This is a genomic window from Lyngbya sp. CCY1209 (assembly GCF_055795065.1).
On the sequence record NZ_JAYFER010000573.1, the window covers coordinates 1 to 26,097 of the forward strand.

Sequence of the window (26,097 nt, forward strand, 5' to 3'; positions counted from 1 at the left end):
TTAAATGAGGCGATCGGATCTGAATCCACAGGCAAGATGCCCGATGCTCCGTTGGGAATTTTGCCTCATTTTAGCCGCAACAGTCTACTACTAATGACTACATAACCCACCGGCAATTAAGAGTATCTTAAATACCCAAAGTTTGGCCGGAGGTTTGAACCACAGAGACACAGAGGACACCGAGAGGTTGATGCAAAGATTGTCTCTGCTTTTTTCACCGCCGATCGCGCCAATAAATTCCTAACAAAACCACCATCGTAATGCCACATAAAACCTTCCAAGCAAACAGCCACCACGGATGCCACCAAGCTCGCGTTTGCACTTCCACGATATCGGATAATCCGAATAAAAGAAAAGTTAGAGAGGCTATCAATCGGAGCGATCGCGCCTTTCCGGTTACTCGGGTTGCCGCCCCCGCGAAACCCAGGGCAAACATCCCCCAAATCCCCGCTTCGATATAATTGCCTAGGTTATAAATTGCCTCCAAAATTTTGGCATTTCTGACCGCGGCTTCCGGGCGGTCTGGGGGGGCGACATTCCATCCCCAAATCAAAAAAACGGCCAAAAGCAAAAACAGGCAAATCAGCCGAATCGCGGCTCCTTTAGTAATCTCCATCTGGTCAAATCAACAAAATAAAAAACCCGTGGGGTGCAAGCCTCGCACCCGACTCCCGACTCCCGACTCCCGACTCCCGACTCCCTACTCCCTTTTCTCCTGAACCCGCCACAACACCATCACTAACGTTACCCCCACCAACGCGCCGCCCAGGTGGGCGGTGTGGCTGATGCCGTTTTGAACGCCGATTTGCCGCAGTTCAAATAGCACTTGTTGGATGACGAATTGACCTAAAATGATCGCTTCCAGAATTTTGCGCCAGTTCCAACTCAATTTGATTAAAACGCTGACGGCGAACAGTCCGAAGACGGCGCCCGACGCCCCTAAAGAAAAATCCACGCCGCGATCGAAGATTAGGCTCATGAGATTGGCACCCAAACCGCAGACGAGATAGGTTAAAATGACACCGATCGCCCCCTCGTCTTCCTCGACAATTTTGCCGAAAATATACAGAAAAAATAGATTGCCGGAGATATGCGCCCAGTTGGCGTGCAGAAACATGGAGGTGATGAACTGATACCAGGCGGGATTGTTGTGGTTGAGGTAGAGCCACTGCAGGGGCAAGCCGAGGACACGATCGCCCGCGAACAGCACCAAATTGATCAGAATCAAAGCGAAGACGCCGTTGTAGAGGCGATCGGGCTGCATTGCAGTCCAGGATGAGGATTTGACGGGTTGAGACATAAGCGAAGATCGACGCGCATCTCCATATAAGATAGCCTAGAGGCACCGATTGAACGCTTGTCAAATGATGAATACCCGCCGAACCCGCAGCCAAGAGCGAATTTTGAGCAAACTGAAAACTTTGAGGCGATCGCTTTCCGCCCAAGATCTGTATCTGGAAATGCGGAAAGACAGACAGGGCATCGGTTTGGCGACGGTTTATCGATCGCTCGATGCCCTGAAGCGGGAGGGTTTGGTTCATGTCCGCATCCTGCCGACGGGAGAATCCGTTTACAGTTGTGTCCTGCAGGACGAACACCACCTCACCTGTCTGGAGTGCGGACGATCTATCCCCATCAATGAATGTCCGGTTCATCATTTAGAAACCACGTTGCAAGAAGCCCACCATTTTAAAATTTACTACCACACTTTGGAATTTTTCGGGCTGTGCAGTGAGTGCGCGAAAAAACAGGGGCGATCGGATGGGTGAAAATCCGCTCTGCTTAAAGCCCCCAGAATTGGGGGTTTGGGGGAGCCCCCAGAATTAGGGGTTTGGGGGCTAGAAATTGACTTTAATTCCCCCGCAACCGTCCGAGGGTGGTGATGTAGATGACGGCTTCATCGGTGGGGATGCCCAAAACTTCGTTCACTAAATTGTCAAAAAATCCGCCGATGCCACTGACGCCGAGCCGCAGGTAAATGGCGGCGAGGTTGAGCCGCTGACCCAGATAGCCGGCATCCATGTGCAAATATCGATAGGCGCGATCGCCGTATTTCGCGATCGCCTTTTTCAAATCGGCGGTGTGGAACAGGACGGCGGCGGCATCCCGGCCTAGATCCTGTCCCAAGCAGAGATAGTGCAACTCCCGCCGGAAGTTTTTGAACCGAATCTGCCGCAATTCTTGGGCTTTTGGCGCGTAATAATAGCACCCTTCTTCCAGTCCGTTCACCCCGGAAACGGCGACGAATGACTCGATCAAACTCAGGTCGAAAAAGTCCGGCGAACCGTCCAAACCCTGGCCGATGTAGTGGTCGTGTTGGTAGGTAAAATCCAGCAGCGCCAGCAATTCTTCCAAGTTCAAATTTCCCCCGCTATAACCCCGGGTGGAACGGCGGCGTTTGATGGTGGTTTCCAATCCTTCAAGTTCTTTGCCCCAGTCGATGGGGGAACTGAACGTGGAAACTTTCGTGCAGAAGGGAAAGTTATATTTGTCCTCCCGTTCTTCATCTTCCGCCGACAATTTCCAACCCTGAGAACCGGAGGTATCGGATTTTAATTGGGTGGCGCGGTGCAGGTGGGGGAGCAGTTCTCCGTCGGGGATGTTGGGGTAGTCCGTCTGGGTGGCGGAGGGGAGGGCGGTTCTCGCTTTGGGGAGGTTTTGATCGACTTCCAACAAATCCGCCAAAGCCGCGATCGCGATCGTTCCTTCTATTTTGGAGTCGAAATAAAACAGGTCGTTTACCGCTTCGTCGGCGAATCCGCCGATCAGATGGGGGCGGTAAGAACTCAGCGATCCGGCGAGTTCCAAATTCCCGATCAGGTGTCCGGTGTCGAGAAAAATGCGGCGGTAGGCGCGATCTTGATACCGCCAAGCGGAACGGTAGAAAACGGCGGAGACGACGACCGCCAGTTTGGTATTTTCTAATGCCGGATGCCAGAAACAGGCTGCCTGCAACTCCGGCCAAACTTGGGAGTCCCAAAATTGAACCAGGGAGTGGTGGAGGCTTTGATAGTTGTAGAGTCCCGCCGGCAGTTCGGGGGTCCCCCGGGAGACGAGATAGACTTCGGCGGGGTAGAGTCCCCCGGCAGACGGCGCGGAACGGAGGTAGTGAAATCCGTTCGGGGTGGACATTTTGGCCGTCAGTCCGTAAGTGTGGAGTAAGAGGCGGGAAAGCCGCCGCCATTCGCCGTTTCCCGAATCGGCGGTTTCTCGGAGGTAGGGTTTGAGATCGAAGACGGTGCCGATTTTGTATTCTTTGAAGGGGATCGGCTGTTTGCTCCAGTCCAACTGCTGACTCTTGGAAGCCAGGGTATCCGGGTCGTATTTGGTCCGCTCGTGGTAGTATTGGGCGATCGATACGGGTGGTTCTGACATAGGACGCACGGTAGTGGAGGATGAACAGAGGTGCTGAAAATATGGAAGGCGATCGCTTCCGTATTCTTTCAGTCTAAACGGCATCCTCCAAGTTTGCAGTCATTCGATTTTCGCACCGGGGAAGGCGGCGTGGCGGGATGTGAGATGTGGGGAGGGCATGAGACGATCGCTGCTTCTGACTCGACGGCTGACTTTGGAACTCTCAAATCGGCTTCCGCGTCGTCCCCCGCAAGCGATCGCGATGGCGATGAAATTGACATCAACATTCGCAGCCGATTCGATCTCGGTTTGTCTTAAAACTTTACCCATTCCTATCAGAATTCGGGCGATCGCAGAAATGGCCGAGATTCGGAATTGATGTCCGAACCCTCAATTTTAATTGAGAAGATCCGCCGGCATCGGCTATTCTGGTGGCAGACTCCTAAAAATGTTTCCCGACCCGACCCCGATCGCAAGTCGATTGGCGATCGCCCGATGTGGCAAAATAACGGTAAGCTAAAAACGGGTTGCTCTTGCCGTCCGGCGATCGCCCCCCGATCTCGGCTGGGACGGATGAAATCCGTATATATACTTATTAATTGAACCGCCCATGAAACCGAATTCCAATTTTATTGTAATCGATACAGAAGGACAACCCGTCCTCCGAGAAGTCGCGATCGTCGATCATCAGGGTCAATTAATTTACGAAGCATTCGACGAAAAGCACCGCCAAAATCCCGCCATTCTCAACCAAACCAAACCCCTCAAAACCATCATGAGCGAGTTCGCGGAATTGGCCGAATCCAAAACCATCATCTGTCACTACGCCCGCCACGATATCGAAGTGCTCCGCAACTCCTTTCGCGCCGCCGGTGTCACCCCCCCTCACCTCACCTTTCAATGCAGCTTTGAACTCGCCCAGCGCTACCTCCCCAAGCTCGAAAGCCACGCCTTGGAAACCATCAGCAAACAATTAAATCTGAGGAACAACGGCAAAACCGTCAAAAGCGATTCCGCCCACCGGGCAAAATACGACGCCCTTTTCACCTACCAACTTTACAGACGCATGACCAATGAACTGTTGAAAACCAAACTCCAACATCACCCCAACCCTTTCGGGACGAGCCGGGTCGATACGCCCTTCCAAGATCACGTCGATTTTCGGGGCATTTTTGAAGCCGAATTTGGGCGATTAAAATCCATTTTATCCGACATTAAAAACGATGTCAACCACCAGAGTAAAGGAGCCGTCGTCATCGGGGAACCGGGTTCGGGAAAAACCCATTTGATGATGCGACTGGCAAAAGACCTGCTCGCCAAAAACCGGCTTTTATTCATCCGCCAACCCAACAATCCCGACACCGTCCTCTTCCACACCTACAGCCGGATTTTGGAATCCCTGATCCAAAAAGTCCCCGACAGCAACCACACCCAACTCGAACATTTACTCGCCAACAGTTTTGCCGAAATCATCAAAGATTCGGACTCCTATTCCACCCCCCAAACCCAAAAAGACGAGCGGTTGCTCGAACTGATCGAAGATGACAATTTAAAACTGTTTACCGACCTCGGCAAGGACGACACCCGCCTCAAACGGGACTATTGGCAACACATCGAAAAACGGGCGTCCGACTGGTGGATTCGCCAATTTTCCTCCGCTGGATACGCCCCCAAAGTGCTGCGGGGAATCATCCGATTTTGCGGTTACACCGACTTCAAACGCCGCCAAACCATCACCCAGTGGTTGGCGATGAACGATGTCTCCCAGGAAGAACTGGATAAAGTCGGTTTGGAAAGCTGGGGGGAGGATATGAGTCGGGAAGAAATTTCCCTGGCGGCGTTGGAGGTGTTCGGCAAACTGTCCCTGTTGGACGAGCCCCTGATTATTATTTTCGATCAGTTGGAGGGGTTGAGTCAAAAGCACAACGAACGGCTGCTGCAAAGTTTTGGCGAGGCGGTGAAGGAAATTTTCACCCACGTCCCCAACAGTTTGATTATTTTAAACTTATTTCCCGATCGCTGGGAACAGTTCCAACTCGTTTTCGACGGTTCCATTGTCGATCGCATCTCCCAATCTCAAATCCTCCTCAACAAGCCGTCCGACGAACAGTTGAAGCAATTGCTAAACCTGAAATCCGAAGTGCAGGATGTCACCATTGACGAGTTATTTGAACCCCAGGAAATTCGCGATATTTTGAGCGGGCCTTCCATCCGCTCGGTTTTGAACGCCGCCGCCGACTATTACCGCTACAAAATCGACGGCATTGCCCTGCCGAAGCGTCCGAGCAAATCCAACTCCCACGGGGTGCTGGCGACGATGGAAAAGCAGATCAACCAGTTGACGGAGGAAGTGACAGACCTGAAAGAAATTGTCGCCAAGTTGGCGAATATGTTGAACTTGGCGGACGGGGAAAATATCGTCCGCGTCTTCCCCAGCGGCATGGCGGCGCGATCGCCGATCAAAACCTCGGTGCGGAGCGAATTCGAGGATTATTTGCGATCGCAGCGGGGGATGTTGGAAAGCAACTACGGCAAACCGGCGATCATTTCCGAGAGCGACGATTTCGGGAAATTGACGACGATCATTGAATCGTTGAAATTGGTGTTATCCCCCCTGGACGTGGAGATTTTGAGGCTCGGAAAGCGGGTGCTTCCGGAGCATTTGGTGATCCGAACCTCCACCCACTTATTCGCGATCGCATTTTTGCACCAAAGCGGCACCCGGTTTTATCACCGGATTCGGAATCTCAATGAACTGTTGAGCGATCGGCCCGACATCCACTTTCACCTGTGCCGGGATGCACGAGAAGATCTGGTTTCCGGAAAATCCAGTCAGGCGGAATTCGAGAAATTTTGCCACGCCAATAACGGCCACTTCCTGCTGTTGGATCGCGACAAACGCATCACCTTCGAGTTAATTTATCAGGCGATCGTCGATATCCAAAACCGCGATTTGGACGTGGATTTAGAGGAAGCGATCGATATCCTGCTGTTGGACTATCAGGACTATTGGCTATTCCAAAACCTCACCCAACTGACGTTGTAGCCAATTGTAGGGTGCGTTCCCGACCGTCACCGGCCGACTTCGCCGATAATGAATCGGTGGGCACGCACCGAACGCGACTATTCAGACCGCTGATAAATAGCGGGGAAACGCACCCGACACCACTGATGAGCCGAACTGGCGATGAAGGGTTGGGAAATGGGGAAAGCCATTTCCCCATTCCCGATTCTCAAAAGCCGTTCCACCCGCTCTGAGTGAGTTTATACCTCTATTCTATTCGGTGAGTCCTAACGAGCGGTTTTCTGTTTGCCCTTGAAAGCGGTCGCCCCCAAAGCGCCGACGGCCAACAGACCGAAGACAGAAGTGGGTTCGGGAACTCCTTTCTTGTCAGAAAAACTATTGGCTTGAATGAAAACGCCCGAATCCAAAAACGGGTCGCCGGCATCCGCGATCGCCAATTTGATCGTGTGAGTTCCCGGAGTCAAGTCCAAAAATTTGGCGGTAAAGACATTTGTAAAACCGTCGTACTCAATGTTGTAACTTCCGCCGCCATCACTGAAATCGTTGTTGTTGTACAACTCGGGGTTGCTGGCATTGATCCCGCCGAACGGATTCCCATTATTGACCGTATTAATTGCAACTGGCGTATCAGTTCCCGGAATCAGGGCAATGTTAACCCCATTGAGGAAGAAGCCGAAAACATCATTAAATGAACTGTTGACATATTCGTTGTATTCTTCCGAGGCAAAGACATAGTTAAAAAACAGGTCGCCCCCTTCCGACTCAAAGTCGAATTCTAGGATCGTTGCATCGTAGGTCATATACCCCGGAATGAGAGCGTTCAGATCGGAATCCCCGAAAAACCCATTGCTGGTTGTCGTCGCATCCGAGGTATTGGGTCCGGCTGCATCAGTCGCACAACCGGTGGTTAAGAGGATTCCGGATTCGATGCCGATACCAGATGCCGCTCCGCCAGTAAATGTTCCCGATGCACACTCGGCACCAGTATATGAAACAGAACCCGGTACGACTGTGATGCCTTCACCCAAGATATTGTCAACTAAAGTCTCACCGTTGCTGGTGGGAGTGATATCGAACGCTTTAACTGAACCTGTTGCTCCCAAGAAGAAGACCGTCGTTCCGGTTAAGAGCATCGATGCTTTTTGAACGATTTTTCGATCGATTTTCATTTTTTTTCTCCCGATTCAGGGTTTTCAGCTTGTCACGCTGCGAGCCGGTCGGTCCAAACCACCTGAAGAGCTGATTGGTAAACCCAGTCCGGATCGGTTTTAATCCGTTGCCAAAATCCAGTTTTGGCAGTCCACAAACCCCGTAAACGTTGCCAATGATGTCCTGCAACGCCGGGATTTAAAGGGCATCATAAATCCGCTCTAAAGATACTTGAATAGTTCGCGAACAAGGCAGCAGCGCTCTTACATATTCGACGGATATTTTTTGGGGAAGTCCAGTCAAAAAAAGCCTTTCAGCGACTTTGTAAATTGGCTCTTAAATCTACCGCTAAACTGCAATTTAATTTGGGCTTTGAAATCCGGTCGGCAAACACAACCTTATAAAAAATGTCGCTGCTCCAGTTCAATTACTATCTTACATAACCGTGTTTATATGGTCAACTTTCGATGTATGGCTTTACCGAATCTTTATAAAGATAGGGGGATAGCTTTACTGAAATTTTCAATTCGACGCGAAACGACTCGATGTAGCGTTTGAGTCCGACCGGCCTGAGAGTGAAAGAAGACACGACAAAATCCTACTGCCGTGTCTGTACTCAAATGCCGGATCGACTCGATGCATCAGTCCTTCCCAGAAACTTCTTTGACTTTCGGCAACCCAACGTATTAAGTCTGACGTAGCAGTAGGATGTGGCTTTAAATGCTCAACAGTGTCGAATTTGAATGGTATGCAGGTTCCAGGACGAGATGGCCGGGGATGGCGGCGGGTTCCAAATCCATGCCGCGACAGAATTCCTTCACCCGCGCCTGTTTGGCCTGCAAGCGAGTTTTTAGCACCTCCGCCGCCTTGTCGGGTTCGCCTTGTCCGCAGAAAAATAAATCGGCGGCAAAATAGCCGTATTCCGGCCAGGTGTGGATGGCGATGTGGGATTCGGCCAGGGTGGCCGTGGCGGTGACGCCGTGGGGACTGAACTGGTGAACGCAGAGATCGATGAGGGTCGCGCTTCCGGCGGCGATCGCATCCAATAAGGCGTGACGGATGCGGTCCGGATCGTTCAATACCTCTGCGGGACATTGCCAAGCGTCCACGACGATATGGGTTCCGAGTTGTTTCATTTTTGGTGCTTCCACCCCCCAGTTTTGGGTTACAAAAGGACAGGTTTGGGCTCAAAATGGACCGTTCCTCCACCTCTCGACCCCGGGGGCGATCGCTCCACCGAGCCGGACTGTCCCTGGGACCATTTTTCCATTTTCAGCCGTCTCCATTTTAGCGCAGTTGCAAAAGTAACCCCGAACCGTTGTTCATCTTCCTTTAAATTACGGTTGCATGGCCCGTCACTTGGCCGGGTGAAGGATACTTCGCTTCGACTCAAACGGGGACTTTGAGTTCAATTCTCCCGCCTTGCAAAGGGAAAAATCCCCCTAAATCCCCCTTAATAAGGGGGACTTTGACGGCTCATTGGGACTCAACCGGCTGGGTTTAAAACCGCTTCGATTTCCTGCTGGACTTGTTTGAGGCTTTCCTTTTGGCGATCGAGCCATTCGATTTCGGCTTTCAGTTGTTCGGGGGTGGCGTTGGCATGATGAGTCCGCAACTGCGGGAAACCTACATTCAAACCGTCAGCGATCGCGCCCGAGAAGCCGGCTACACGGCGTTAATTCCCAAACACCTCAACCCGGCGTCACCCCTGGCGATCGCCAATTTATATCACTATTTGCAAGAGGTTTGATTTGTCCGAAAATAAACCGGGTTTCTAAGAGCGTGTCGGTGGAGAAGCAAAGATATTGATAGAAACCCGGTTTCTAGGAATCTACAAACCCAGACAATAGCGAATCGCCTCTTCAACTTCTAACATTTTTTCGAGAGATAATCGACCGCTCGGCTGTTTGGGAAATCGATTTTGGTCGAGTGAGCGCATTTGAAAACAGAGAAAAACTGTTTCTAAAGGCAGTCCGCTTTCTTCGGGAAAAACTCTGATATTGGTTGGTAAATCTCTACGAATGTTCGCGCCTTTTGTTCCCACAACGACCGTCACAACGAGGGGCAATCGATTCAAAGCATCTATAGATACGACCAAAACGGGTCTAGTTCCCGCCTGTTCTTTTCCCTGAATTGGGTTTAGATTGACAAAATAGATCTCTCCTCGTTGAATCGTCATCAGTCTTCTAGTCCGTCCATTTCTGCAATTGCAAATTCTCGATTAATTTCCGCGATTTCTCTTTGAATATCCGGATCTTCCGCAAGTTCCTGAAGTTGTCGTTCCACTGCGGAAGGGTCGGAAAATTTGCCCGTGCTTTTGGTTTGGCTTTGCACCTGTTTTGCCAACCGTTCCAGCAGCCATTGTTGTTCGGATAAAGATAGATTTCTGACTTCGCGAGCCAGTTCTAACAATTTGGGCGAAATCATGTCAATCTTCCCCTAAATTTGTGGTATTTTTACTATTCTAACCACGGATTCGGAAAAGAAACCCGGTTTCTGGGCATCTACAACCCAGACAACCGCGATTTCGATTTAACTGCGATAAACATCCCGCCGATGCCTCACGCGCATGATACGCACGATTTTATTGCGGTCGTCGATCGCATAAACAACCCGATAATCACCGATCCGAATCCGATAGGAATTATCGTCTCCCTTCAACTTTACTACCCCTTCGGGACGCGGTTCTAGACCCAAATTATCGATCGCCGAGCCGATGCGTAACTGAAGTTCGATATTCAACCCTCGCAACTCCTTAGCCGCCGACTTCTCCAAGCGAACGGTATATAGCAGTGTGAAATGATTCGTGAAAAATTGATCGACTCAAAGCCCCCAGTATTGGGGGTTTGGGGGCCGGACAATTTTACAAATGGTTTCCGATTGCTATAACTTTCATCCGCCATTAGCATCAGCCTCGATTTCTTGCTTCAACTCCTCCCAAGACACTTCTTCTTCATCTTGACGGGTATGGGCAACCAAAACATCATAAAAATCTTCCCACAACTCCCCCCACTCTTCCAAATCAATGATAACCGCCTGCTTCTCCCCGGCTTCATTGACGACAAATTGAATTCCTTTCATCGCATTTTTCCATTGCTAATTGAGCTTTAAGATTGGGCTAGATGGTAAAAATCAGAAAAGAAACCGGGTTTCTAGAAGCGACTTTGGTTCTCCATCGAGATATTGATAGAAACCCGGTTTCTAAGCATCTGGTGGGGACTCGAAGAAACCGGGTTTTCTTTTATCCTAACTCGGCAAACCCATCATGTCGCGGTTGTCGTGCCCCGGGGCGATCATCGGGTAGCAGTCCTCGTTGCGGGTGACGCGGACATCCAAAATCACCGGGCGGTTGTGGGAGAGGATCTGGGCGATCGCACCTTGGAGATCCTCCCGGCGGCGAACCGTGATTCCCTCGATGCCGTAAACGTCCGCCAAGCGGGCAAATTCCGGCGTCCCCTCCTCCAAATTGGTCGCCTCGTAGCGATCGCTATAAAACAGGTGTTGCCACTGCCGCACCATCCCCAGCCAGCCGTTATTCAAAATCACCACCTTCACGCCGATGCCATACTGGGCCAGAGTTCCCAACTCCTGCATATTCATCTGGAAACTGCCGTCGCCGCTGATACAAATCACCGCATCGTCCGGCTGGGCCACCTTCACCCCCACGGCGGCGGGCAGGCCGTAGCCCATCGTCCCCAGACCGCCGCTCGTCATCCACCGCCGGGGCCCGTTTTTGAGGAATTGCGCCGCCCACATCTGGTGTTGGCCCACGTCCGTGGTGTAGAAGGCATCGGGCGCCTGGCGGGCCAGTTCCACCAGCACCTCCTGGGGCGATATCCCGTCCTCCGGTTGGGGGACATCGAGGGGATAGTCCGATCGCCACTCCTTGATGCGATCGCACCATTCCCGCGTCTGTTCCGGCTTCCCCTCCATCCCCAACTGGTGACTCCGCTGCAACAGATCCCCCAACACCTGCCGCACGTCCCCGACGATGGGCACGTCCGTCGTCCGGTTTTTCCCCACCTCCGCCGGGTCGATGTCGATGTGGATCACCTTGGCATCGTGGGCGAATTTCTCCCCGGTCCCGGCCACGCGATCGTCAAACCGCACCCCCACGGCGATCAACAAATCGCACTCGCTAACGGCAAAATTGGCGTAGGCTGTCCCGTGCATCCCCAACATCCCCAACGCCAGGGGATGATTTTCGTCGAAGGCCCCTTTCCCCATCAGCGTCGTCGTCACCGGAATTTGGAACTTATCGGCCAATTCGGCAATTTCGGGGTGGGCCGCCGCCATGATCGCCCCGCCGCCCACATACAATAACGGCTTCTTCGCCTCCGAGATCAACTGCAACGCCTGGTTGATCTGCCGGGGGTTGCCCCGCACCGTCGGCCGGTATCCCGTCCGCCGCACCGTCCCCGGTTCCACCGGCGTATAGTCGATGGGGTCGTTCCCCACGTCCTTGGGAATGTCGATCAGGACCGGTCCGGGCCTGCCACTGCCGGCTAGGTGAAACGCCTCGGCGACGACCCGGGGCAGATCGGCCGGATCGCGCACCAGGTAGGAGTGTTTGACGATGGGCAATGTAATGCCAAAAATGTCGATTTCCTGAAACGCATCGGTCCCCAAGGCGCCCCGCGGCACCTGCCCAGTGATCGCCACCACCGGCACGGAATCCATGTAGGCCGTCGCCAACCCCGTCACCAAATTCGTCGCCCCCGGCCCCGACGTCGCCAGACAGACCCCCACTTTCCCCGTCGCCCGGGCGTATCCGTCGGCGGCGTGGGCGGCGCCCTGTTCGTGGCGGACGAGGATGTGCTTGAGTTCCCCCGCCTGTTCGGCGCGATAAATTTCGTCGTAGATGGGCAGATTTGCACCCCCCGGATATCCGAAAATATGCTGCACGCCGTGGCGTTTCAAACTGTCGATGAGGGCGAAAGCACCCGTCACTCGTTGGATGGCTTCTTTGGGATTTTGCATGGTTTTCTCCAATTCAAAATGGGTCTGTGGGAAATCCAAACTGCGGGTTGAGATCTAGCTCTCAGCAGCCGGCTATCAGCGGTCAGCCGAAAGTCGAAGTTTGACTCCGAGCCATTTGGGGAATTTGCCGATGTCCCGACCGGTTTTGCGATCGCTCCAACTGCTACAAAGACTATAAATGATCTCCATCACCACCCGACTCAGTTATCATCAATTTTTCAGCTTTTCGATCCGCCGACACGCAGGACACAACTCAACGTCCCCCTTATTAAGGGCAGAGCCGTTTCATTCTCGGTTAAAAATTGTCGTGGGAGACGGGGAGAATCGGTGACGGGGGGAGGGGGCGAAAGTTTTTTCGGGTTAAGAATACCTTTTCATTCTGAAAAATCTTCCTCTCCCCCCCTCTTCCTCTGCTTCCTCTGCTTCCCCAGCCATTTTTCGGGGGAAAATGAAAGAGCCTTGCTGATTGAGGGGGATTCTCCCTACACCTTCGATTCGGTCAATGTCACCGAATCTTGACTCGTTTGCCACTGCAACATCAACCCGTATTCCAACCCCTCCACCACCGCCTGATAGGAGGCGTCGAGGATGTTGCAGGAGACGCCCACCGTCGTCCATCGCCGGTGTCCGTTACTCGACTCCACCAACACCCGGGTTTTCGCCGAGGTCCCGGCCCGCCCGTCCAAAATCCGCACCTTGTAATCCCGCAGTTGAAATTCCGCGATTTCCGGGTAGAAATTTTGCAGGGCTTTTCGCAGGGCCGCATCCAGGGCCGAAACCGGCCCGTTGCCTTCCGCGACTTCCAATATTTCGCGATCGCTGACAATCACTTTCACCGTCGCCAAAGCATTGCAAGTCTCCACATTTGACTTATCGCAGTGTACTTGAAAACCGCGAATTTCAAACCACTGTTTCCGAGTCCCCAATGCCTCCCGCATCAGCAGTTCAAAACTCGCCTCCGCCGCCTCGAATTGATAGCCCTGATGTTCCAGTTCTTTCAACTCTTGGAGGAGTTTGCGACTGGCGGGGTCGTCGCGATCGAGGTTGATACCGTAATTTCGAGCCTTCGCCAAAATATTGCTCAACCCGGACTGGTCGGAAATCACGATTCGCCGCTTATTTCCCACCGTTTCCGGGGCGATATGTTCGTAGGTCAAAGGGTTGCGTTCCACCGCCGAAACGTGGATGCCACCCTTGTGGGCGAAGGCCGACAAACCCACGAAGGGCGCATGGTCGTCCGGCGCCAAATTCACCACCTCGCTGACGAACCGACTCGACTCCGCCAGTTGTTTCAACTGTTCCGGTTCCATGCAAGAATAGCCCAATTTCAATTGCAAATTCGGCATCAGCGTGCACAGGTCTGCATTGCCGCACCGTTCCCCGTAGCCGTTGACGGTCCCCTGCACCATTTCCGCCCCTTCCATGACGGCGGCTAGGGCGTTGGCCACGGCCGTCCCGGAGTCGTTGTGGGTGTGGATGCCGATTTGGCGCCGGTCCTCACCCCACCCGGAAACCGCCTCGGCGACGATGCGGGTGATTTCGGCGACTTCGTGGGGGAGGGTGCCGCCGTTGGTGTCGCAGAGGACTAGCCACCGGGCACCCCCGTCCGCCGCCGCCTTCAGGGTTTCCAGGGCGTAGTCCGGGTTGTGCTTGTAGCCGTCGAACCAGTGCTCGGCGTCGTAAATTACCTGGCGCCCCTGGCTGCGGAAAAATTCGACGGTATCGCGAATCATCGCCAAGTTTTCATCCAGACTGGTTTTCAGGCTTTCCGTGACGTGCAGATCCCAGGATTTGCCGAAGGTGGTAATCCAGCGGGTGCCGGCGGAGAGGATGGATTGCAGGCCGGGATCTTGGGCGGCGGGGACGTTGGGGCGGCGGGTGGAACAGAAGGCGACGATTTCGGCTTGGGTGAGGGGTTCTTCCTGGAGTCGCCAGAATAGTTGCACGTCCTTGGGGTTCGCACCGGGCCAACCCCCTTCGATAAAGGGAATCCCGAGGCGGTCGAGGGTGCGGGCGATGCGGAGTTTATCTTCTAGGGAGAGGGAAATTCCTTCGCGCTGGGCTCCGTCTCGCAGGGTCGTGTCATAGATCCAAAGTGGCTTACTCATGGCTGATCTTCGCTAGTTGGTGCGGTGTCCGGCGGCGCGATTTGACTCATGGCGGAGCGGACACATTTTTACCCCCGCCTTTCAGTATGGAATGAAGACTTGCCATTCGGGCAGATCTAAACTTTATTTTCACATTCGGGCGATCGCGCCTTCCCCCCAGCCCATTCCCCCGTTTTGTTGAACTTCAAATTATCTCATCAATTTGATGTCGGTCGTGTTAAAAATTATGAACGGGCGATCGCGCTTCGATTCTTTGGTGTTAAACTCGATTGGGACTCAAATATCCGATGTCAGAGAAATCTAATTTCAATGATTTCGCCAATGGCATTGATATCATTGATTGCAATTGTTTTGAAGATGTGGCGACAGTTATCAAACGACCCGAATCGATCCATCACATCGAATCCGGTTAAATATCCGAACCGCTTGGGAATCAATTCCCAAGGGCGCAAGCCAGGCGCCCCTACCAGCACAAATCCTCTCGCATAGGATTGCGAATCGATTTCCGAATAGAGCATTGATGGCGATCGCCCGATGGGATCGACGAGGACATCGCCCCAGCCCGATATTTATCAATTTGGGGCGACTGACCAAAAGCTGATACCTGAGAGCTATATTGCACCCAAAAACCGGGTGCTCCCAAAAATCCGGTTTTGCTACTATCATTATTGTCAGCATCCGCTTTTTTTAACAAAACCGATTTTAGGAGTGCATTCTATGCCACAAATTCAAGCCCAAGGGAAAACCATCACCTGCGATCGCGAAGCCAACCTCCGCAAGGTCTTACTCGACAACGACATCGACCTCTACAACGGCCAGGCATCCACCATCAACTGTCACGGCATCGGCACCTGTGGCACCTGCTGCGTCGCCGTCGAGGGGGAAGTTTCCGAACCCCAGTGGCGGGAAAAAACCCGGATGTCCCTCCCGCCCCACTCCCCGTCCTCCGGGCGCCGTCTGGCCTGCCAAACCAAAGTCCTCGGCGATGTCCGCGTCACCAAATATGAGGGCTTCTGGGGGCAGGGTTCCGATACCGAATGGACACCTTGAATCAATTAATAATTGACAATTGATAATTGACAACGATCGCAATTGATTCCCGATTCCCGCGTTTCCTTGCCTTCCTCGAGGGGAATGTCGAGGGGGTGGGTATTGAGAATTAATCAGTGATAATTGACAATTGACAACGATCGCAATTGATTCCCTATTCCCGCGTTTGGTCGCCTTCCTCCAGGGGAATGTCGAGGGGGGTGGGTTCGGGTTGTATGGCGGCGGGGTCCCGGTCGAAATACTCGTAAACCGTGCGGGACATCTCCTGAATCAGGGATTGTGCCGCCATGTCTTCGTCCGGTCGGGAGGCCAGAACCGCCAGAATGTAGCGCTTTCCGTTGGGCAGATCGACCAACCCCACATCCCCGAGTAGCATTCTCAGGGTTCCGGTTTTGTGGGCGATAATCGCACCCCGCCCCAACCCAGCGGGCAAGAGACTGTCATTCTCGGTCTGCACCATAATTCGCAACAAGCGATCGCGCGACGTCATCGACAGCAACCCCCCCTGGTGCAGTTGGGCCATCAAGCTCACCAGATCTCGGGGCGTCGTCGTATTCGTCCCGTCGAGGTCGGGTAACGGGTTGCGAATCGCCGTATCCTGGAGCCCCCAACTGCGGAATTTCCGGTTGAGGATCTCGGCGCCGCCGAGGCGATCGATAATCATATTGGTCGCCGTATTGTCGCTGATGACAATCATTTGGGTCGCCACTTCCAAGGCCGTGTATTCGCTTCCCGTCGGCTGGTATTGCAACTCCCCCGCCCCCCCGGCGACGTCCGCTTCTGTCATCGTCAGCATCTCGTCGAGGCGAATTTCCCCCGCATCCACCGCCTGAAAAAACGCTACCAGAATCGGCACTTTGATCGTGCTCGCAGCGGGAAACTGGGTGCGATCGCCCAACCCCACATAGTTCCCCGTCTGCAAATCCAGCACCATCAAACCGGGGTCAATTTCCGGGGTTTCCTCGGCGAGGGTTTGCACTTGTGTTTTCAACTCCCGCATTTCTCGATTGAATTGCAGGGACAGGGGCAAAGTATCATTGACCTGTCCCGCTTCCATTTCCTCCGATGCCAAATTCGCCTCCGCCATCGCCCCGGCACTCGAACGGCCCAAAGAATTGAGGATCGAGAGAACCGTCCCCGAAATCACGCCGATGCCGATCCCCAAAATCAGCAGGCGGGCGCCGTAAACCATCGGCGAAACCGGGCGATGTCGCCGGACGACCCGCCGTTTCGGACGGGGGTGCGGTTGTTCCCGAGAATTGACATTCTGGGGTTGGGGAACCGGACTCGCGCCGTCCATCGGCACCACGTTAGCCGATCGCATCGGAGAACCGCCCCTCGGAGGCGGTTGCACCCGACGGCGGTTCGGGGGGGGTTGTCGGCGCCGGGATTTCTTCCGAGGCGGCGGCGGTTGCCGTCGCAGTTGGGCCACCACCGGATCAACGGACGCCCGTCGGTTGGGATTCGCCGGCGGATACTGTCCGGAGGGTAAATTCTCCGGCCAAGGACGCAGATCCGAAGGCGGCAATTGGGGGGAAGGGCGCGATCGCTGCCGTCGCCGGTCAGGACGGCGCCGGGAGCCTCTGGACCGCTTGGAGTTGGACCCCCACTGGGATACGATCGATAAAAATGAGCGACGGGGATACCGCTGGGCCACACCTAACACCTAAAAATAATCACAAACTGTACAATACAACTTCCGGCTTCAAGACTGACCTTGCCGAGATTAGAGCTCCGGAGGATCGCACGATTCGCCCCCCGAAGGGTCGGGCGACGTTTTCAGGGTATCACTAACCGCGTCCCGGGGGAGGTTGGTCAACGCCCATTCGACTTGAGACAGAATACCCCGCAACATGGCGACTTCCGAGGCCGAAAGTTGGGCGCGGTTGAACAGGTGCCGAAATTTCTCCATGCGGCTGGTGGCCGTGTGGGGATAGAGATAGCCGATTTTGAGCAACAGGGTTTCAAGTTGCCGGTAATATCCTTCGAGCAGTTCCAGGGGGGCATCCGAGGGGGAGGAAACGTCCGGGGAATTGATGTCCGGTTCGGCCAGTTGCCGCAATTCATAGCAACAGACGGCCACGGCTTGGGCCAGGTTCAAGGAGGGGTAAGCGTCGCCCGTCTGAATGCGGACTGTGCGTTGGGCGTAGTTGAGTTCTTCGTTGCTCAACCCCCGATCTTCCGGGCCGAAAATCAGGGCGGCGGGGGCGTCGAGGAGCCAGGAGAGTCCCCGGCGGGGGGTGTCCATATTTCCCAGACCCGTGCGATCGCGGGCCGTGGTGGCGATCGCACGCTGACACCCCGTCAGACTCTCGGGCAAGCTGTCCACAATTGTCGCCGATTCTAGAACATCTGCGGCGTGGACGGCCATCCGCCGCGCTTCGGAGCCGCGGGGATCGCAGTGGGGATTCACCAACACCAGTTGCCGCAATCCCATATTTTTCATCACCCGCGCGATCGACCCCACATTCAAGGCCCCGGCCGGCTCCACCAAAACGATCCGTATTTTGTCTAACGCTGCTTCTCCCGGAGTCTGCGACATCGAAAATGATATAATATTTCAACTTATTACATTACCCACTCAAATAACTTAACATGGCGCGTCAGCCCTCGAAGTCCGACCTGCCCACCAAAATTTGTCCGGTCTGCGATCGCCCCTTCACTTGGCGCAAGAAGTGGGCGGACTGTTGGGATGAGGTCAAATACTGCTCGGAACGGTGTCGGCGGCGGCGATCAAGTTCCAATTGAAACGGGAAGTGGGGAGTCGGTCGTAGGGAGTCGGGAGTCGGTCGTAGGGAGTCGGGAATTTTGACTTTCCCACACCCTCATAAAAGTTGCGATGGGGTGAGACACTGAATAATTGATCGTTTCATTTGTTGAGTGTTAAGGTGCAACCCAAATTAATCATACACGGCGGAGCCGGGAGTTCCCTGCAAGGTAAGGGAGGCGTCGAAACCGTCCGCAATTCTCTCCAGCGAATTTTGGCCGAAGTTTACGGCCGGCTCGAAAACGGGACGGCGGCTGAAGATGCGGTCGTCCGAGGCTCTCAGTTGCTCGAAGATGATCCCCTGTTCAACGCCGGGGTGGGGTCGGTGTTGCAGTCCGACGGACAGATCCGCATGAGTGCGGCGTTGATGAACGGCACGTTGCAGCGGTTCAGCGGGGTGATCAACGTCTCGCGGGTCAAAAATCCCATCGAGTTGGCGAAATTCCTGCAAACGTGCCCCGATCGCGTCCTGTCGGATTACGGCGCGGCGGAATTGCTGCGGGAGTTGAATGTACCGAAGTTTGACCCCCTGACGGACCGTCGCCTCTACGAGTGGATCGAAGACCGCAAGCAGGATTTTAACCGCAAAATGGCGAACGTGGTGGCCGAGGATGCCGAGGCGGGCCGCGGCACCATCGGGGTGGTGGCGTTGGATCAAAATGGCGCGATCGCGGCGGGCACTTCCACCGGTGGCAAGGGGTTTGAGCGGATCGGCCGGGTCAGCGATTCAGCGATGCCGGCGGGGAATTATGCCAACGCCAAAGCCGGGGTGAGTTGTACCGGCATCGGCGAGGATATCATCGACGAGTGTCTGGCGGCGAAGATTGTGATTCGGGTGACGGACGGTTTGTCGTTGAAGGAGGCGTTCGAGCGATCGTTTGCGGAATCGACCCAAAATCAACGAGATCTGGGTGCGATCGGCCTCGACGCCTCGGGTGCGATCGCCTGGGGGAAAACCAGCGATGTGGTGTTGGCGGCGTTCCACGACGGCGAGAAAATGGCCGACAGTTTGGAAGCAGAACCCGGCACTCAAGTGTTTGTCGTTTAATTCGATTGGGGACTAACACGATCCCCCATTATCCCCCTTAACAAGGGGGACTCAGAGTCAATTTTAGGGGGCGTTCCCGCTCATGTGCGATCGCTTCAGTGGGTCGGCGAGAGTTGGGAACGCACCGGGTTCGACTCGATTCTTGATGGTACAAATAACCGCACGCAGCGCTATAACTTGGGAATCTGGCACTATAGCAATCGGGAGTCATTTGAAAATATTCTAGCCCCCAAACCCCCAATTCTGGGGGCTTTGAGCCGCTCAAATTTTCGCGAATCATTTCACACTGCTATCTGAAAATCAACCACATTTAAATTTGGAATTTACAAGGGTTTTAAAAGTTGAGCTGTGAGTTGAGCGATCGCGCTTTGATTGTCGGAAATAATCTCAAATCCGGTTGAATGCTCGGAACTAAACGGTTGAGATATCAACACCGCTTGGGAATCTATTCCCAAGCTCATAGCAAAAATCCTCGCTTCGTGGATTGGTGAGATCAGACAGGCTAATATATATGCCGATGATAACTGAGTCGTCAGTTGTACATCCGAAATATTTTAAGTCTGATGATTAAAATCTATTGGTATTAAGATAAATATCAAATTCGTTGGCAAGGGTTTTAAAGCTGCTGTCGGACATATACTTCGCGTGGTAATGGATAATAGGTATCAGATATTTCCCCACCATATTGGGGTCTGGTATCGTGCGATCGCCGATCAATTCGTACTGGCTGTTTGGAGTGGGAGTCTAGCAAGCGATCGCACAACAAAATGTCTGCGATCGCACTAGGTAAACGCCGGGCGCATCATGATAAAGCCAGCAGGGATAAAGTCTCATCTTCGTAAAATAATGCGATCGCGCCAAACTCTCGACGCAGCAAATTTTCAACTTGTAATGTCGAACAGTTCCCAAGGCGAAGCCAAATCACTTTCGGTGGATTTCCAAATACCAAACTCCGATCGTGCATATCGGCATCTTTCGAGACGATCATTAAGTCATTATCTTTTGCATAATCCCAAACCATTGGGTCGATTGTCGCTTTCATGCCCACATCTCGAACGTGAAGCGAGTTTGGGAAAAGATCGCTCAAACGGTTTGGTAATTTAGGCGATAGATTTTCATCAAACAATAATTTCATGGGGATAATGGGGCAGTCATAAACCGACGTTCGCGGTCAGCAGCATAAGCAATGCAGGCTTTTAAATCTTCTCGCGTCAGATCGGGAAAATCGTCGAGAATTTCTGCTTCAGTCATCTCGGATGCCAGGTACTCAAGCACTTCATAGACTGTAATCCGCAAGCCACGGACGCAGGGCTTACCACCCCGTTTTTCAGGCTCAATTGTAATGATGTCTCGGTAGTTCATAAACTGGCATGAGTGAAAAATGTATACTTAGCATTATATCGAAAACTTTTGCTTCCCGCAGACAGAGAAGACTTCTAGAGCCGATCTGCAATGCGATCGCAACTCCTTTAGTTATTGTGACGTTCTCCTCACGCTCCCGATTCCTTCATTGTGCAGCACTCGCTTTAAGATAAGCCCCCTCCCCCAGATGCTCTAGATTGGGATAACAACTCCGGTAATGCGTCTCGCTCACAAACAACCACAGAATCCGAGTCCGCCGATTCTGGGGCGGCTGAGGGCAGGGAGCATAACCATCCGTGTAAATAATTAGACCATCATAATCCCGATGTTCGTCCAGATAAGCCAAAACCGGGGCAAAATTTGTTCCGCCTCGTCCCGTTAATTGCACTTCCCGCTGGGCACGACGGAAGGTCATCACATCGGTTGTAATCTCCGTATCAAATTGAATCACATCGATCGCCTCCACGCCATAATTAAAAAAGCGATTAACCACCGAAAACCCCTGCTGTAGCTCTTTAGTTCCCATCGAGCCACTCACATCAATAGCAAACAACAATCGGGTGGTAAAATCACGACGACTGCCCATATAGGCGAACCCATAGCGGCGATTCGGTTTCATCCGGGTTAGCCGCCGCTGTTGGCTGAGGATAGAGGTGCGAAACTTGCGTAAAACCGCCCGATAGTCCAGCTTCGGGTGCAGATTCGCCAAAATCTGTTCCCGCAATTTGCCGCCAATGCTGCCCCAACTGTCATTAGCTTGAGCCATTTTCACCAAGTCATCCAGGCGATCGCTCAATAATTCATCTCGATCCCACTGATCGGTATTTTCCACACCGCTCAAATTGGCGTCGGTATAAACTTCTAGGAGATCCGGGGGGCGATTACCAGGGGTTGAAGCTGGTTCAGATTCCGAATCAGACGAGTCAGATTGAGCGGGTCCGGACGCTTCCATCGCTTCGGCTGTACCCGTCCCTGCCATCGGTGTGCCGGATGCTTCCCCCTCCGAACTGGGGGACTGTTGATCCCCCCTAGCCCCCCTTAAAAAGGGGGGAACTAGAGCGAGCAATTTGTGGTAGTAGAACTCGAAGAATTGTTGGTCATAGGTGCGATCGCCAAAAACATCCCGCGATCGAGGAAACGGCAACTCGGTTTGCAAGTATTCTTGGAGTGTTAAATTGCTGGCAGTATAGCTAATGGTGGAGTGCGCTTGGCGGCGACTGTAGGGGTGTTTGAGAAGAATCCGTAGCGCTTCAAAGCGCAGGGTGGCTTCCAGGTGGCGATCGCTCAATTGCGCGATAAAATTCGGATTGTACTCAATCCTACCCCGTTGCACGCGAATGGTTTGAATGCGCGGCTCAGAGACTAAGGCGTGACTGGTCCAAACAGCCAGTAACAGGGGTTCAACAAGTAGCCACTTTTCCACAATTCGAGCAATACGGTAACGGGCGATCGGTTTCATCTTCATATCGCATTTAATATACTTAACCCAAGTTGCTAGTTATAAATGATCCCCCTAAATCCCCCTTAATAAGGGGGACTTCCGGATTCTCCCCCCTTTTCAAGGGGGGCTGGGGGGGAGCAGATTCTCCCCCCTTTTCAAGGGGGGCTGGGGGGGAGCAGATTCTCCCCCCTTTTTAAGGGGGGTTGGGGGGGATCGAATTCATGTGTCTGTTATAGTTTTGGCGGCAAAAATCTCTGCGGCACTCAGTTGCAATTCCGGGAAAGCTAAAGATTTAATCCTCTCGTTTCCGGTAAACAGCGTGACCTGATACTCCCCATCCACCAGTTGATAAACAGAGAGAGTCGGTTGTTTGGGATCGCCGATAAACCGTCGTCCGCCCAAACCTAAATAATCCACAATCCAGTATTCGGATATCCCCATCAGTTCGTATTCCCCGACTTTCCTCAGATAATCATCTTGCCAGTTTGTACTGACAACCTCTATAGCCAGTCCCACGGAATTTCCCTTCGTAATAATCGATTCTTTCTGCCAACGGGGTTCCTCGGCTAGTTGCGCTTTATTCAGAACAATAATATCAGGTTGGTAGCCGGATTCGTCATTGATCGGTTTCAGTAAGCAATCCCCCGGGATTGCATAAGGTAATTGCGATCGCCGAATCTCAAAGTGGAGTTCGCCAGCCATAAAACCAATAACACTAGAATGTTCTCCAGTTCCTAAAGGTATTTTGACGATCGCCCCATTGTGTAATTCGTATTTACAGGTCGCATTTTCCGGATACCAGTCAACAAATTTATCGAACGATAGGGGTGTGGTTAGAGTGGCAATCGTCGTTTCTAAATCCTGTTCAGATCCCGTGGCTTTAACTAGGGGCAGCTTTTTCGGTAACACAAGGCGGCGAATTTTGCCCAAAGGACGGTAAAATTTGCGATCGCTGACCAATTCCACCTCATCCACTACATAAGTCGCCCCCTCTTCCCGCAAACGGCGAGGAAACTGCACATTTAATTCTGGATTATATCCCTCAGAAATCACCCGGATTCGCAATTTCCCTGAAATCTTATCACAGCGTAATAAAACCCCACTGGTGGCTTCTGTTACCGTTTCCAATTCTTCTATTTGTTCGGGTAATTTTGGAGAATTGCGATCGCGCAGCGTCTCGGAACGAGAATCGCCGGACAAAACTGGCTCTCGTAATGTGTAGCTGACAATTCCTGCCCCATCAACAAAAGTTCTAGGATTCAAATAGCCAAAATAGTCTTTTCCTTGTCTGATGAAATTCTCATTAGGACGGCCAAACTGCCATCGATTAAACCCTGCATTAAAGCCAAATCGTTCGGTTTGTTTCCCATCCACCCAAATCATTCTCTGAAATATTCCATTTTTGAACGCAAGGCGAGCGTGTTGCTTCTGACGAGTATATTGGCTCAAATACTTAAATTTAACTTCCTCAGCCAGAATAGTCTCTTCTCCTTCCCCTTGCAGGGTTGAGGGGTCGTAGGTAAAAAATCCCGTAAATTGACGGCCTGTTAACGAACCTGAAAGAATCTTAACCGTAAAGTCGTAAGTCATTTTTACTTGGATTTCTTTTTTAGGTTGAACCATTTTCGTCTCCTCGTCATACAGTAGGAATGAGTAATGGGTGATCGGCGGTTTACACTTCGATCGCTTCCAAATATTCTGACAAGAAATCAATCAGATCCATCGATTCGGCAATAAACCCCATAGCATCACTAAATTTAGATCCCTGAATCAGGGAAGAAAAATGGGCGATCGCCTCCTGTTGTTTTGCTTTCTGGAGATACTGGAGATATTTTAACAGATTCTTGCGGGCATGATCCGCTTTTTTTTCGGGGCAATGCCCAGTATTGAGCCAAAGTAAAATCCGTTCGTTCAAACTGGCAAAGTCCTGAATTTCCAGATCTTTTAGATGTTTTGAATGCTTGGAATATTGTAACAGGAGTTGCTCGGGTTCCAAACCCCGTTGGTTGGCGAGGCTTTGGCGAAAGGCGAGACTGGCGCGAGTCCCCACCATACCGGCAATCAGTTTGAAGTGAATTTCTTGCAGATCTTTATGATGGCGAAGAAAATCCGCAACTTTGACCCAAGCGCGGCGATCGGGAGTTTTGATCAAGCCGGCAGTGGCGATCGCCGCATCCGCATCGGGATTATCACCATCAAGATATTCTGGATGCTGTTGGATAAATGTTAACACCCGCGAATCGATATCCTGTTTAGCAGCCCAGAGCAACCAATCTTCCACCGTCGGCGCAAACTCGTAGAGATTGAACCGCGACACCAGAGCCGGATCGAGTTCCGTCAGTTGATATTCTTCCCCCGCATTCACCGCAGCAATGACAATACTGCCAGGAGGCAGGCGTTTACCAGCCAAAGTTTTGTTGAGGGCAAGGTCTTGAACCGCCTGCAAAATTTCGGGGCGGGCCCGGTTGAGTTCGTCCAGAAATAGCACCACCGGGCGATCGGGTTCGGGCCACCAGTAGGGAGGTAAAAAAACCGATCGCCCGGTTTTCTCATCTTTATGGAGCAAGCCAATCAAATCCCCCGGATCGCTCATCTGACCCAAAAAGAAGGGGATGACGGGCAGGTTGCGGCGCTGACGGTAGAAATAGCTAATCATTTCGGATTTGCCAATACCATGCTTGCCCACCAGGAGAATATTTTGCTCCGGTGGGGTCAGTTCTAGAACTTGATAGAGTTCGCGGGCGTCAATACGAATCATTTTCTTTTACCTTCTACCGTTTACTATAAATCTTCATGACGAATCCAGCTATTTTCCGGTCAGTTGGATTGAGGAACGAAACCCAACACCAGTCTAATTGGTTGGGTTTCACTATCATTCAACTCAACCTACATTTTTAGCACGGTCACTGTGCATTAAAAAGGAAATGGTGGGTTACGGCGCGGATGAAAAGTTGTGGGTTTTTCCGAAAAATTACGGCGGAGCCCAACCCACCCGACTGAACTACAAATCCTGATGACGAATCCAGTTAGAACGGCCATAGCCTCGCTTGAGATGGGTTTTAAAGCGAACGCCACTGTTGTAAGTCTCGCGGAGAGCCTGAATTGCGGTTCGCAATTTAGGTAGCACTTCCTTGAACTGGTTAAAGGGAATCAAAATAGCAAAGTAGTCGTTGTCAGACAGACGAATAATCAGCTTAAGCTTAATACTATCGACTTCGGTGGCAAAGTCAAATTGATCTTCCTTGGCAATTTTACGCACCTGAGCCAAGATCGCTTGCACTTTCAAGTCTTTCTGTTTTTGGCGCTTGGCAGCTTGTGCTTTTTGCCGCTCAACTCGCCGCATAAAGGCTTGCACCAGGGCAACCACCTCACTAATATCAGAAACGGGGGCAGGCGATCGCTCTCCCCCCAATTCTACCCAAAGCTGTTGCTCCGGACTCCTGACCAAATGTAAATGGGTCTGATTGCGATACCAGCGCTCCTGTGATTCTGTGAGCAGAACACAACAACAGAGGGTGTTGCTGGGTGTCTGGTTCGCGCTTGCTCCCCCTTGAAAACGATAGTAATGGTGACAGTTATCATTGCGCTCTGCGCCAGCGATCGGCTCAACTCGCGCCCACAAGTCTTCGGCTAATTCCCGAGCCTGTTCGGGCTCAATGCTGAGGGGTTTCTCCCCCGATATATTCTCCCGAAGGAGCTTTTGCAAACTTCGTGATGTGATAGACATAAGTACAGTTTCCCAATCTGCGAAAATCTGCGAAATCTGCGGACTGATAACAGGTTCAGTCAGTCCACTCAGGTCGGTTAGCATCA

29 protein-coding genes are annotated in these 26,097 nt (G+C 52.5%); 8 read left to right on the forward strand and 21 right to left on the reverse strand.

Annotation, left to right across the window (positions count from 1 at the left end; genetic code table 11):
- Window positions 1-214: 214 nt before the first annotated feature.
- Together AC0QHF_RS20240 and AC0QHF_RS20245 are read right to left on the reverse strand one after the other, a co-directional pair.
- Window positions 215-616, reverse strand: coding sequence for a hypothetical protein (locus AC0QHF_RS20240; RefSeq protein WP_324706049.1), 402 nt, complete (start codon window positions 614-616; stop codon window positions 215-217).
- Between the two features lie 84 nt (window positions 617-700).
- Window positions 701-1,300, reverse strand: a complete 600-nt coding sequence (locus AC0QHF_RS20245; RefSeq protein ID WP_324706050.1) for a rhomboid family intramembrane serine protease — start codon at window positions 1,298-1,300, stop codon at window positions 701-703.
- A gap of 67 nt (window positions 1,301-1,367) precedes the next feature.
- On the opposite strand from AC0QHF_RS20245, the gene AC0QHF_RS20250 reads away from it, so the two are divergent.
- On the forward strand, window positions 1,368-1,769 hold the full coding sequence (locus AC0QHF_RS20250; protein ID WP_324706075.1) for a Fur family transcriptional regulator: 402 nt from the start codon (window positions 1,368-1,370) through the stop codon (window positions 1,767-1,769).
- Between the two features lie 82 nt (window positions 1,770-1,851).
- Here the strand turns inward: AC0QHF_RS20250 and AC0QHF_RS20255 are convergent, their stop codons facing one another.
- Window positions 1,852-3,375 (reverse strand): SagB/ThcOx family dehydrogenase, encoded by a 1,524-nt coding sequence (locus tag AC0QHF_RS20255; RefSeq protein WP_324706051.1) that lies wholly within the window; start codon window positions 3,373-3,375, stop codon window positions 1,852-1,854.
- Window positions 3,376-3,405: 30 nt separating this feature from the next.
- Between AC0QHF_RS20255 and AC0QHF_RS20260 the strand changes: the two genes are divergently transcribed.
- From AC0QHF_RS20260 to AC0QHF_RS20270, 3 genes are read left to right on the forward strand one after another with little or no spacing between them, the layout of a single operon-like run.
- The gene (locus tag AC0QHF_RS20260) at window positions 3,406-3,672 is read left to right on the forward strand and encodes a hypothetical protein (RefSeq protein ID WP_324706052.1); all 267 of its coding nucleotides are present in this window, start codon (window positions 3,406-3,408) and stop codon (window positions 3,670-3,672) included.
- Between the two features lie 60 nt (window positions 3,673-3,732).
- A complete protein-coding gene (locus AC0QHF_RS20265) occupies window positions 3,733-3,957 on the forward strand; it encodes a hypothetical protein (protein WP_324706053.1) in 225 nt (74 codons plus the stop codon).
- Between the two features lie 7 nt (window positions 3,958-3,964).
- Window positions 3,965-6,400 carry an exonuclease domain-containing protein gene (locus AC0QHF_RS20270; RefSeq protein ID WP_324706054.1) on the forward strand — a complete coding sequence of 812 codons (2,436 nt, stop codon included), beginning with the start codon at window positions 3,965-3,967 and terminating at the stop codon, window positions 6,398-6,400.
- 245 nt (window positions 6,401-6,645) lie between these two features.
- Here the strand turns inward: AC0QHF_RS20270 and AC0QHF_RS20275 are convergent, their stop codons facing one another.
- The 3 genes from AC0QHF_RS20275 to AC0QHF_RS20285 form a co-directional block, all read right to left on the reverse strand.
- A complete protein-coding gene (locus tag AC0QHF_RS20275) occupies window positions 6,646-7,548 on the reverse strand; it encodes a choice-of-anchor L family PEP-CTERM protein (protein ID WP_324706055.1) in 903 nt (300 codons plus the stop codon).
- A gap of 696 nt (window positions 7,549-8,244) precedes the next feature.
- Window positions 8,245-8,664, reverse strand: a complete 420-nt coding sequence (gene speD, locus AC0QHF_RS20280; RefSeq protein ID WP_324706056.1) for an adenosylmethionine decarboxylase — start codon at window positions 8,662-8,664, stop codon at window positions 8,245-8,247.
- A gap of 350 nt (window positions 8,665-9,014) precedes the next feature.
- The gene (locus AC0QHF_RS20285; protein WP_324706057.1) at window positions 9,015-9,143 is read right to left on the reverse strand and encodes a hypothetical protein; all 129 of its coding nucleotides are present in this window, start codon (window positions 9,141-9,143) and stop codon (window positions 9,015-9,017) included.
- Between AC0QHF_RS20285 and AC0QHF_RS20290 the strand changes: the two genes are divergently transcribed.
- Window positions 9,129-9,278, forward strand: coding sequence for a hypothetical protein (locus tag AC0QHF_RS20290; protein ID WP_324706058.1), 150 nt, complete (start codon window positions 9,129-9,131; stop codon window positions 9,276-9,278). The two genes, AC0QHF_RS20285 and AC0QHF_RS20290, sit on opposite strands and share 15 nt — an antisense overlap.
- 81 nt (window positions 9,279-9,359) lie before the next feature.
- On the opposite strand, the gene AC0QHF_RS20295 is transcribed toward AC0QHF_RS20290, so the two are convergent.
- From AC0QHF_RS20295 to AC0QHF_RS20325, 7 genes are all read right to left on the reverse strand, one after another.
- Window positions 9,360-9,707 carry a type II toxin-antitoxin system PemK/MazF family toxin gene (locus AC0QHF_RS20295; RefSeq protein WP_324706059.1) on the reverse strand — a complete coding sequence of 116 codons (348 nt, stop codon included), beginning with the start codon at window positions 9,705-9,707 and terminating at the stop codon, window positions 9,360-9,362.
- Window positions 9,707-9,955 (reverse strand): hypothetical protein, encoded by a 249-nt coding sequence (locus AC0QHF_RS20300; RefSeq protein WP_324706060.1) that lies wholly within the window; start codon window positions 9,953-9,955, stop codon window positions 9,707-9,709. Before AC0QHF_RS20300 ends, AC0QHF_RS20295 begins: the two co-directional genes overlap by 1 nt.
- A 105-nt stretch (window positions 9,956-10,060) precedes the next feature.
- On the reverse strand, window positions 10,061-10,303 hold the full coding sequence (locus AC0QHF_RS20305; RefSeq protein WP_324706061.1) for a type II toxin-antitoxin system RelE family toxin: 243 nt from the start codon (window positions 10,301-10,303) through the stop codon (window positions 10,061-10,063).
- 117 nt (window positions 10,304-10,420) lie between these two features.
- Complete coding sequence (locus tag AC0QHF_RS20310) at window positions 10,421-10,609, reverse strand: hypothetical protein (protein ID WP_324706062.1); 189 nt, start codon at window positions 10,607-10,609, stop codon at window positions 10,421-10,423.
- Window positions 10,610-10,774: 165 nt separating this feature from the next.
- Window positions 10,775-12,508: a biosynthetic-type acetolactate synthase large subunit gene (ilvB, locus tag AC0QHF_RS20315; protein ID WP_324706063.1), complete on the reverse strand. Its 1,734-nt coding sequence runs from the start codon at window positions 12,506-12,508 to the stop codon at window positions 10,775-10,777.
- Between the two features lie 482 nt (window positions 12,509-12,990).
- Entirely contained in the window at window positions 12,991-14,616 is a 1,626-nt protein-coding gene (cimA, locus tag AC0QHF_RS20320) for a citramalate synthase (protein WP_324706064.1), read from the reverse strand.
- A 290-nt stretch (window positions 14,617-14,906) separates the two neighbouring features.
- A complete protein-coding gene (locus AC0QHF_RS20325) occupies window positions 14,907-15,134 on the reverse strand; it encodes a hypothetical protein (protein WP_324706065.1) in 228 nt (75 codons plus the stop codon).
- Window positions 15,135-15,333: 199 nt separating this feature from the next.
- Between AC0QHF_RS20325 and AC0QHF_RS20330 the strand changes: the two genes are divergently transcribed.
- Window positions 15,334-15,666 (forward strand): 2Fe-2S iron-sulfur cluster-binding protein, encoded by a 333-nt coding sequence (locus AC0QHF_RS20330; protein WP_324706066.1) that lies wholly within the window; start codon window positions 15,334-15,336, stop codon window positions 15,664-15,666.
- A gap of 154 nt (window positions 15,667-15,820) precedes the next feature.
- Here AC0QHF_RS20330 and AC0QHF_RS20335 read toward each other — a convergent pair whose 3' ends face one another.
- On the reverse strand, window positions 15,821-17,332 hold the full coding sequence (locus tag AC0QHF_RS20335) for a serine hydrolase (RefSeq protein ID WP_324706067.1): 1,512 nt from the start codon (window positions 17,330-17,332) through the stop codon (window positions 15,821-15,823).
- 60 nt (window positions 17,333-17,392) lie between these two features.
- Window positions 17,393-18,208, reverse strand: coding sequence for an RNA methyltransferase (locus AC0QHF_RS20340; protein ID WP_324706068.1), 816 nt, complete (start codon window positions 18,206-18,208; stop codon window positions 17,393-17,395).
- Window positions 18,209-18,261: 53 nt separating this feature from the next.
- Between AC0QHF_RS20340 and AC0QHF_RS20345 the strand changes: the two genes are divergently transcribed.
- Both AC0QHF_RS20345 and AC0QHF_RS20350 read left to right on the forward strand, forming a co-directional pair.
- The gene (locus AC0QHF_RS20345; RefSeq protein WP_324706069.1) at window positions 18,262-18,414 is read left to right on the forward strand and encodes a DUF2256 domain-containing protein; all 153 of its coding nucleotides are present in this window, start codon (window positions 18,262-18,264) and stop codon (window positions 18,412-18,414) included.
- Between the two features lie 128 nt (window positions 18,415-18,542).
- The gene (locus AC0QHF_RS20350; RefSeq protein ID WP_324706070.1) at window positions 18,543-19,481 is read left to right on the forward strand and encodes an isoaspartyl peptidase/L-asparaginase; all 939 of its coding nucleotides are present in this window, start codon (window positions 18,543-18,545) and stop codon (window positions 19,479-19,481) included.
- An 802-nt stretch (window positions 19,482-20,283) separates the two neighbouring features.
- Here AC0QHF_RS20350 and AC0QHF_RS20355 read toward each other — a convergent pair.
- From AC0QHF_RS20355 to AC0QHF_RS20380, 6 genes are all read right to left on the reverse strand, one after another.
- Window positions 20,284-20,616 (reverse strand): DUF5615 family PIN-like protein, encoded by a 333-nt coding sequence (locus tag AC0QHF_RS20355; protein WP_324706071.1) that lies wholly within the window; start codon window positions 20,614-20,616, stop codon window positions 20,284-20,286.
- Window positions 20,613-20,843 (reverse strand): DUF433 domain-containing protein, encoded by a 231-nt coding sequence (locus tag AC0QHF_RS20360; protein WP_040935233.1) that lies wholly within the window; start codon window positions 20,841-20,843, stop codon window positions 20,613-20,615. The genes AC0QHF_RS20355 and AC0QHF_RS20360 overlap by 4 nt, the downstream gene beginning before the upstream one ends.
- A gap of 145 nt (window positions 20,844-20,988) precedes the next feature.
- The gene (locus tag AC0QHF_RS20365; RefSeq protein WP_324706072.1) at window positions 20,989-22,308 is read right to left on the reverse strand and encodes a DUF2201 family putative metallopeptidase; all 1,320 of its coding nucleotides are present in this window, start codon (window positions 22,306-22,308) and stop codon (window positions 20,989-20,991) included.
- Between the two features lie 195 nt (window positions 22,309-22,503).
- The gene (locus AC0QHF_RS20370) at window positions 22,504-23,130 is read right to left on the reverse strand and encodes a Uma2 family endonuclease (RefSeq protein ID WP_324706076.1); all 627 of its coding nucleotides are present in this window, start codon (window positions 23,128-23,130) and stop codon (window positions 22,504-22,506) included.
- An 826-nt stretch (window positions 23,131-23,956) separates the two neighbouring features.
- Window positions 23,957-25,042 carry an AAA family ATPase gene (locus AC0QHF_RS20375; RefSeq protein WP_324706073.1) on the reverse strand — a complete coding sequence of 362 codons (1,086 nt, stop codon included), beginning with the start codon at window positions 25,040-25,042 and terminating at the stop codon, window positions 23,957-23,959.
- A 243-nt stretch (window positions 25,043-25,285) separates the two neighbouring features.
- Window positions 25,286-26,097 (reverse strand): hypothetical protein (locus AC0QHF_RS20380; protein ID WP_324706074.1); only part of this gene is annotated, 812 nt, incomplete at its 5' end.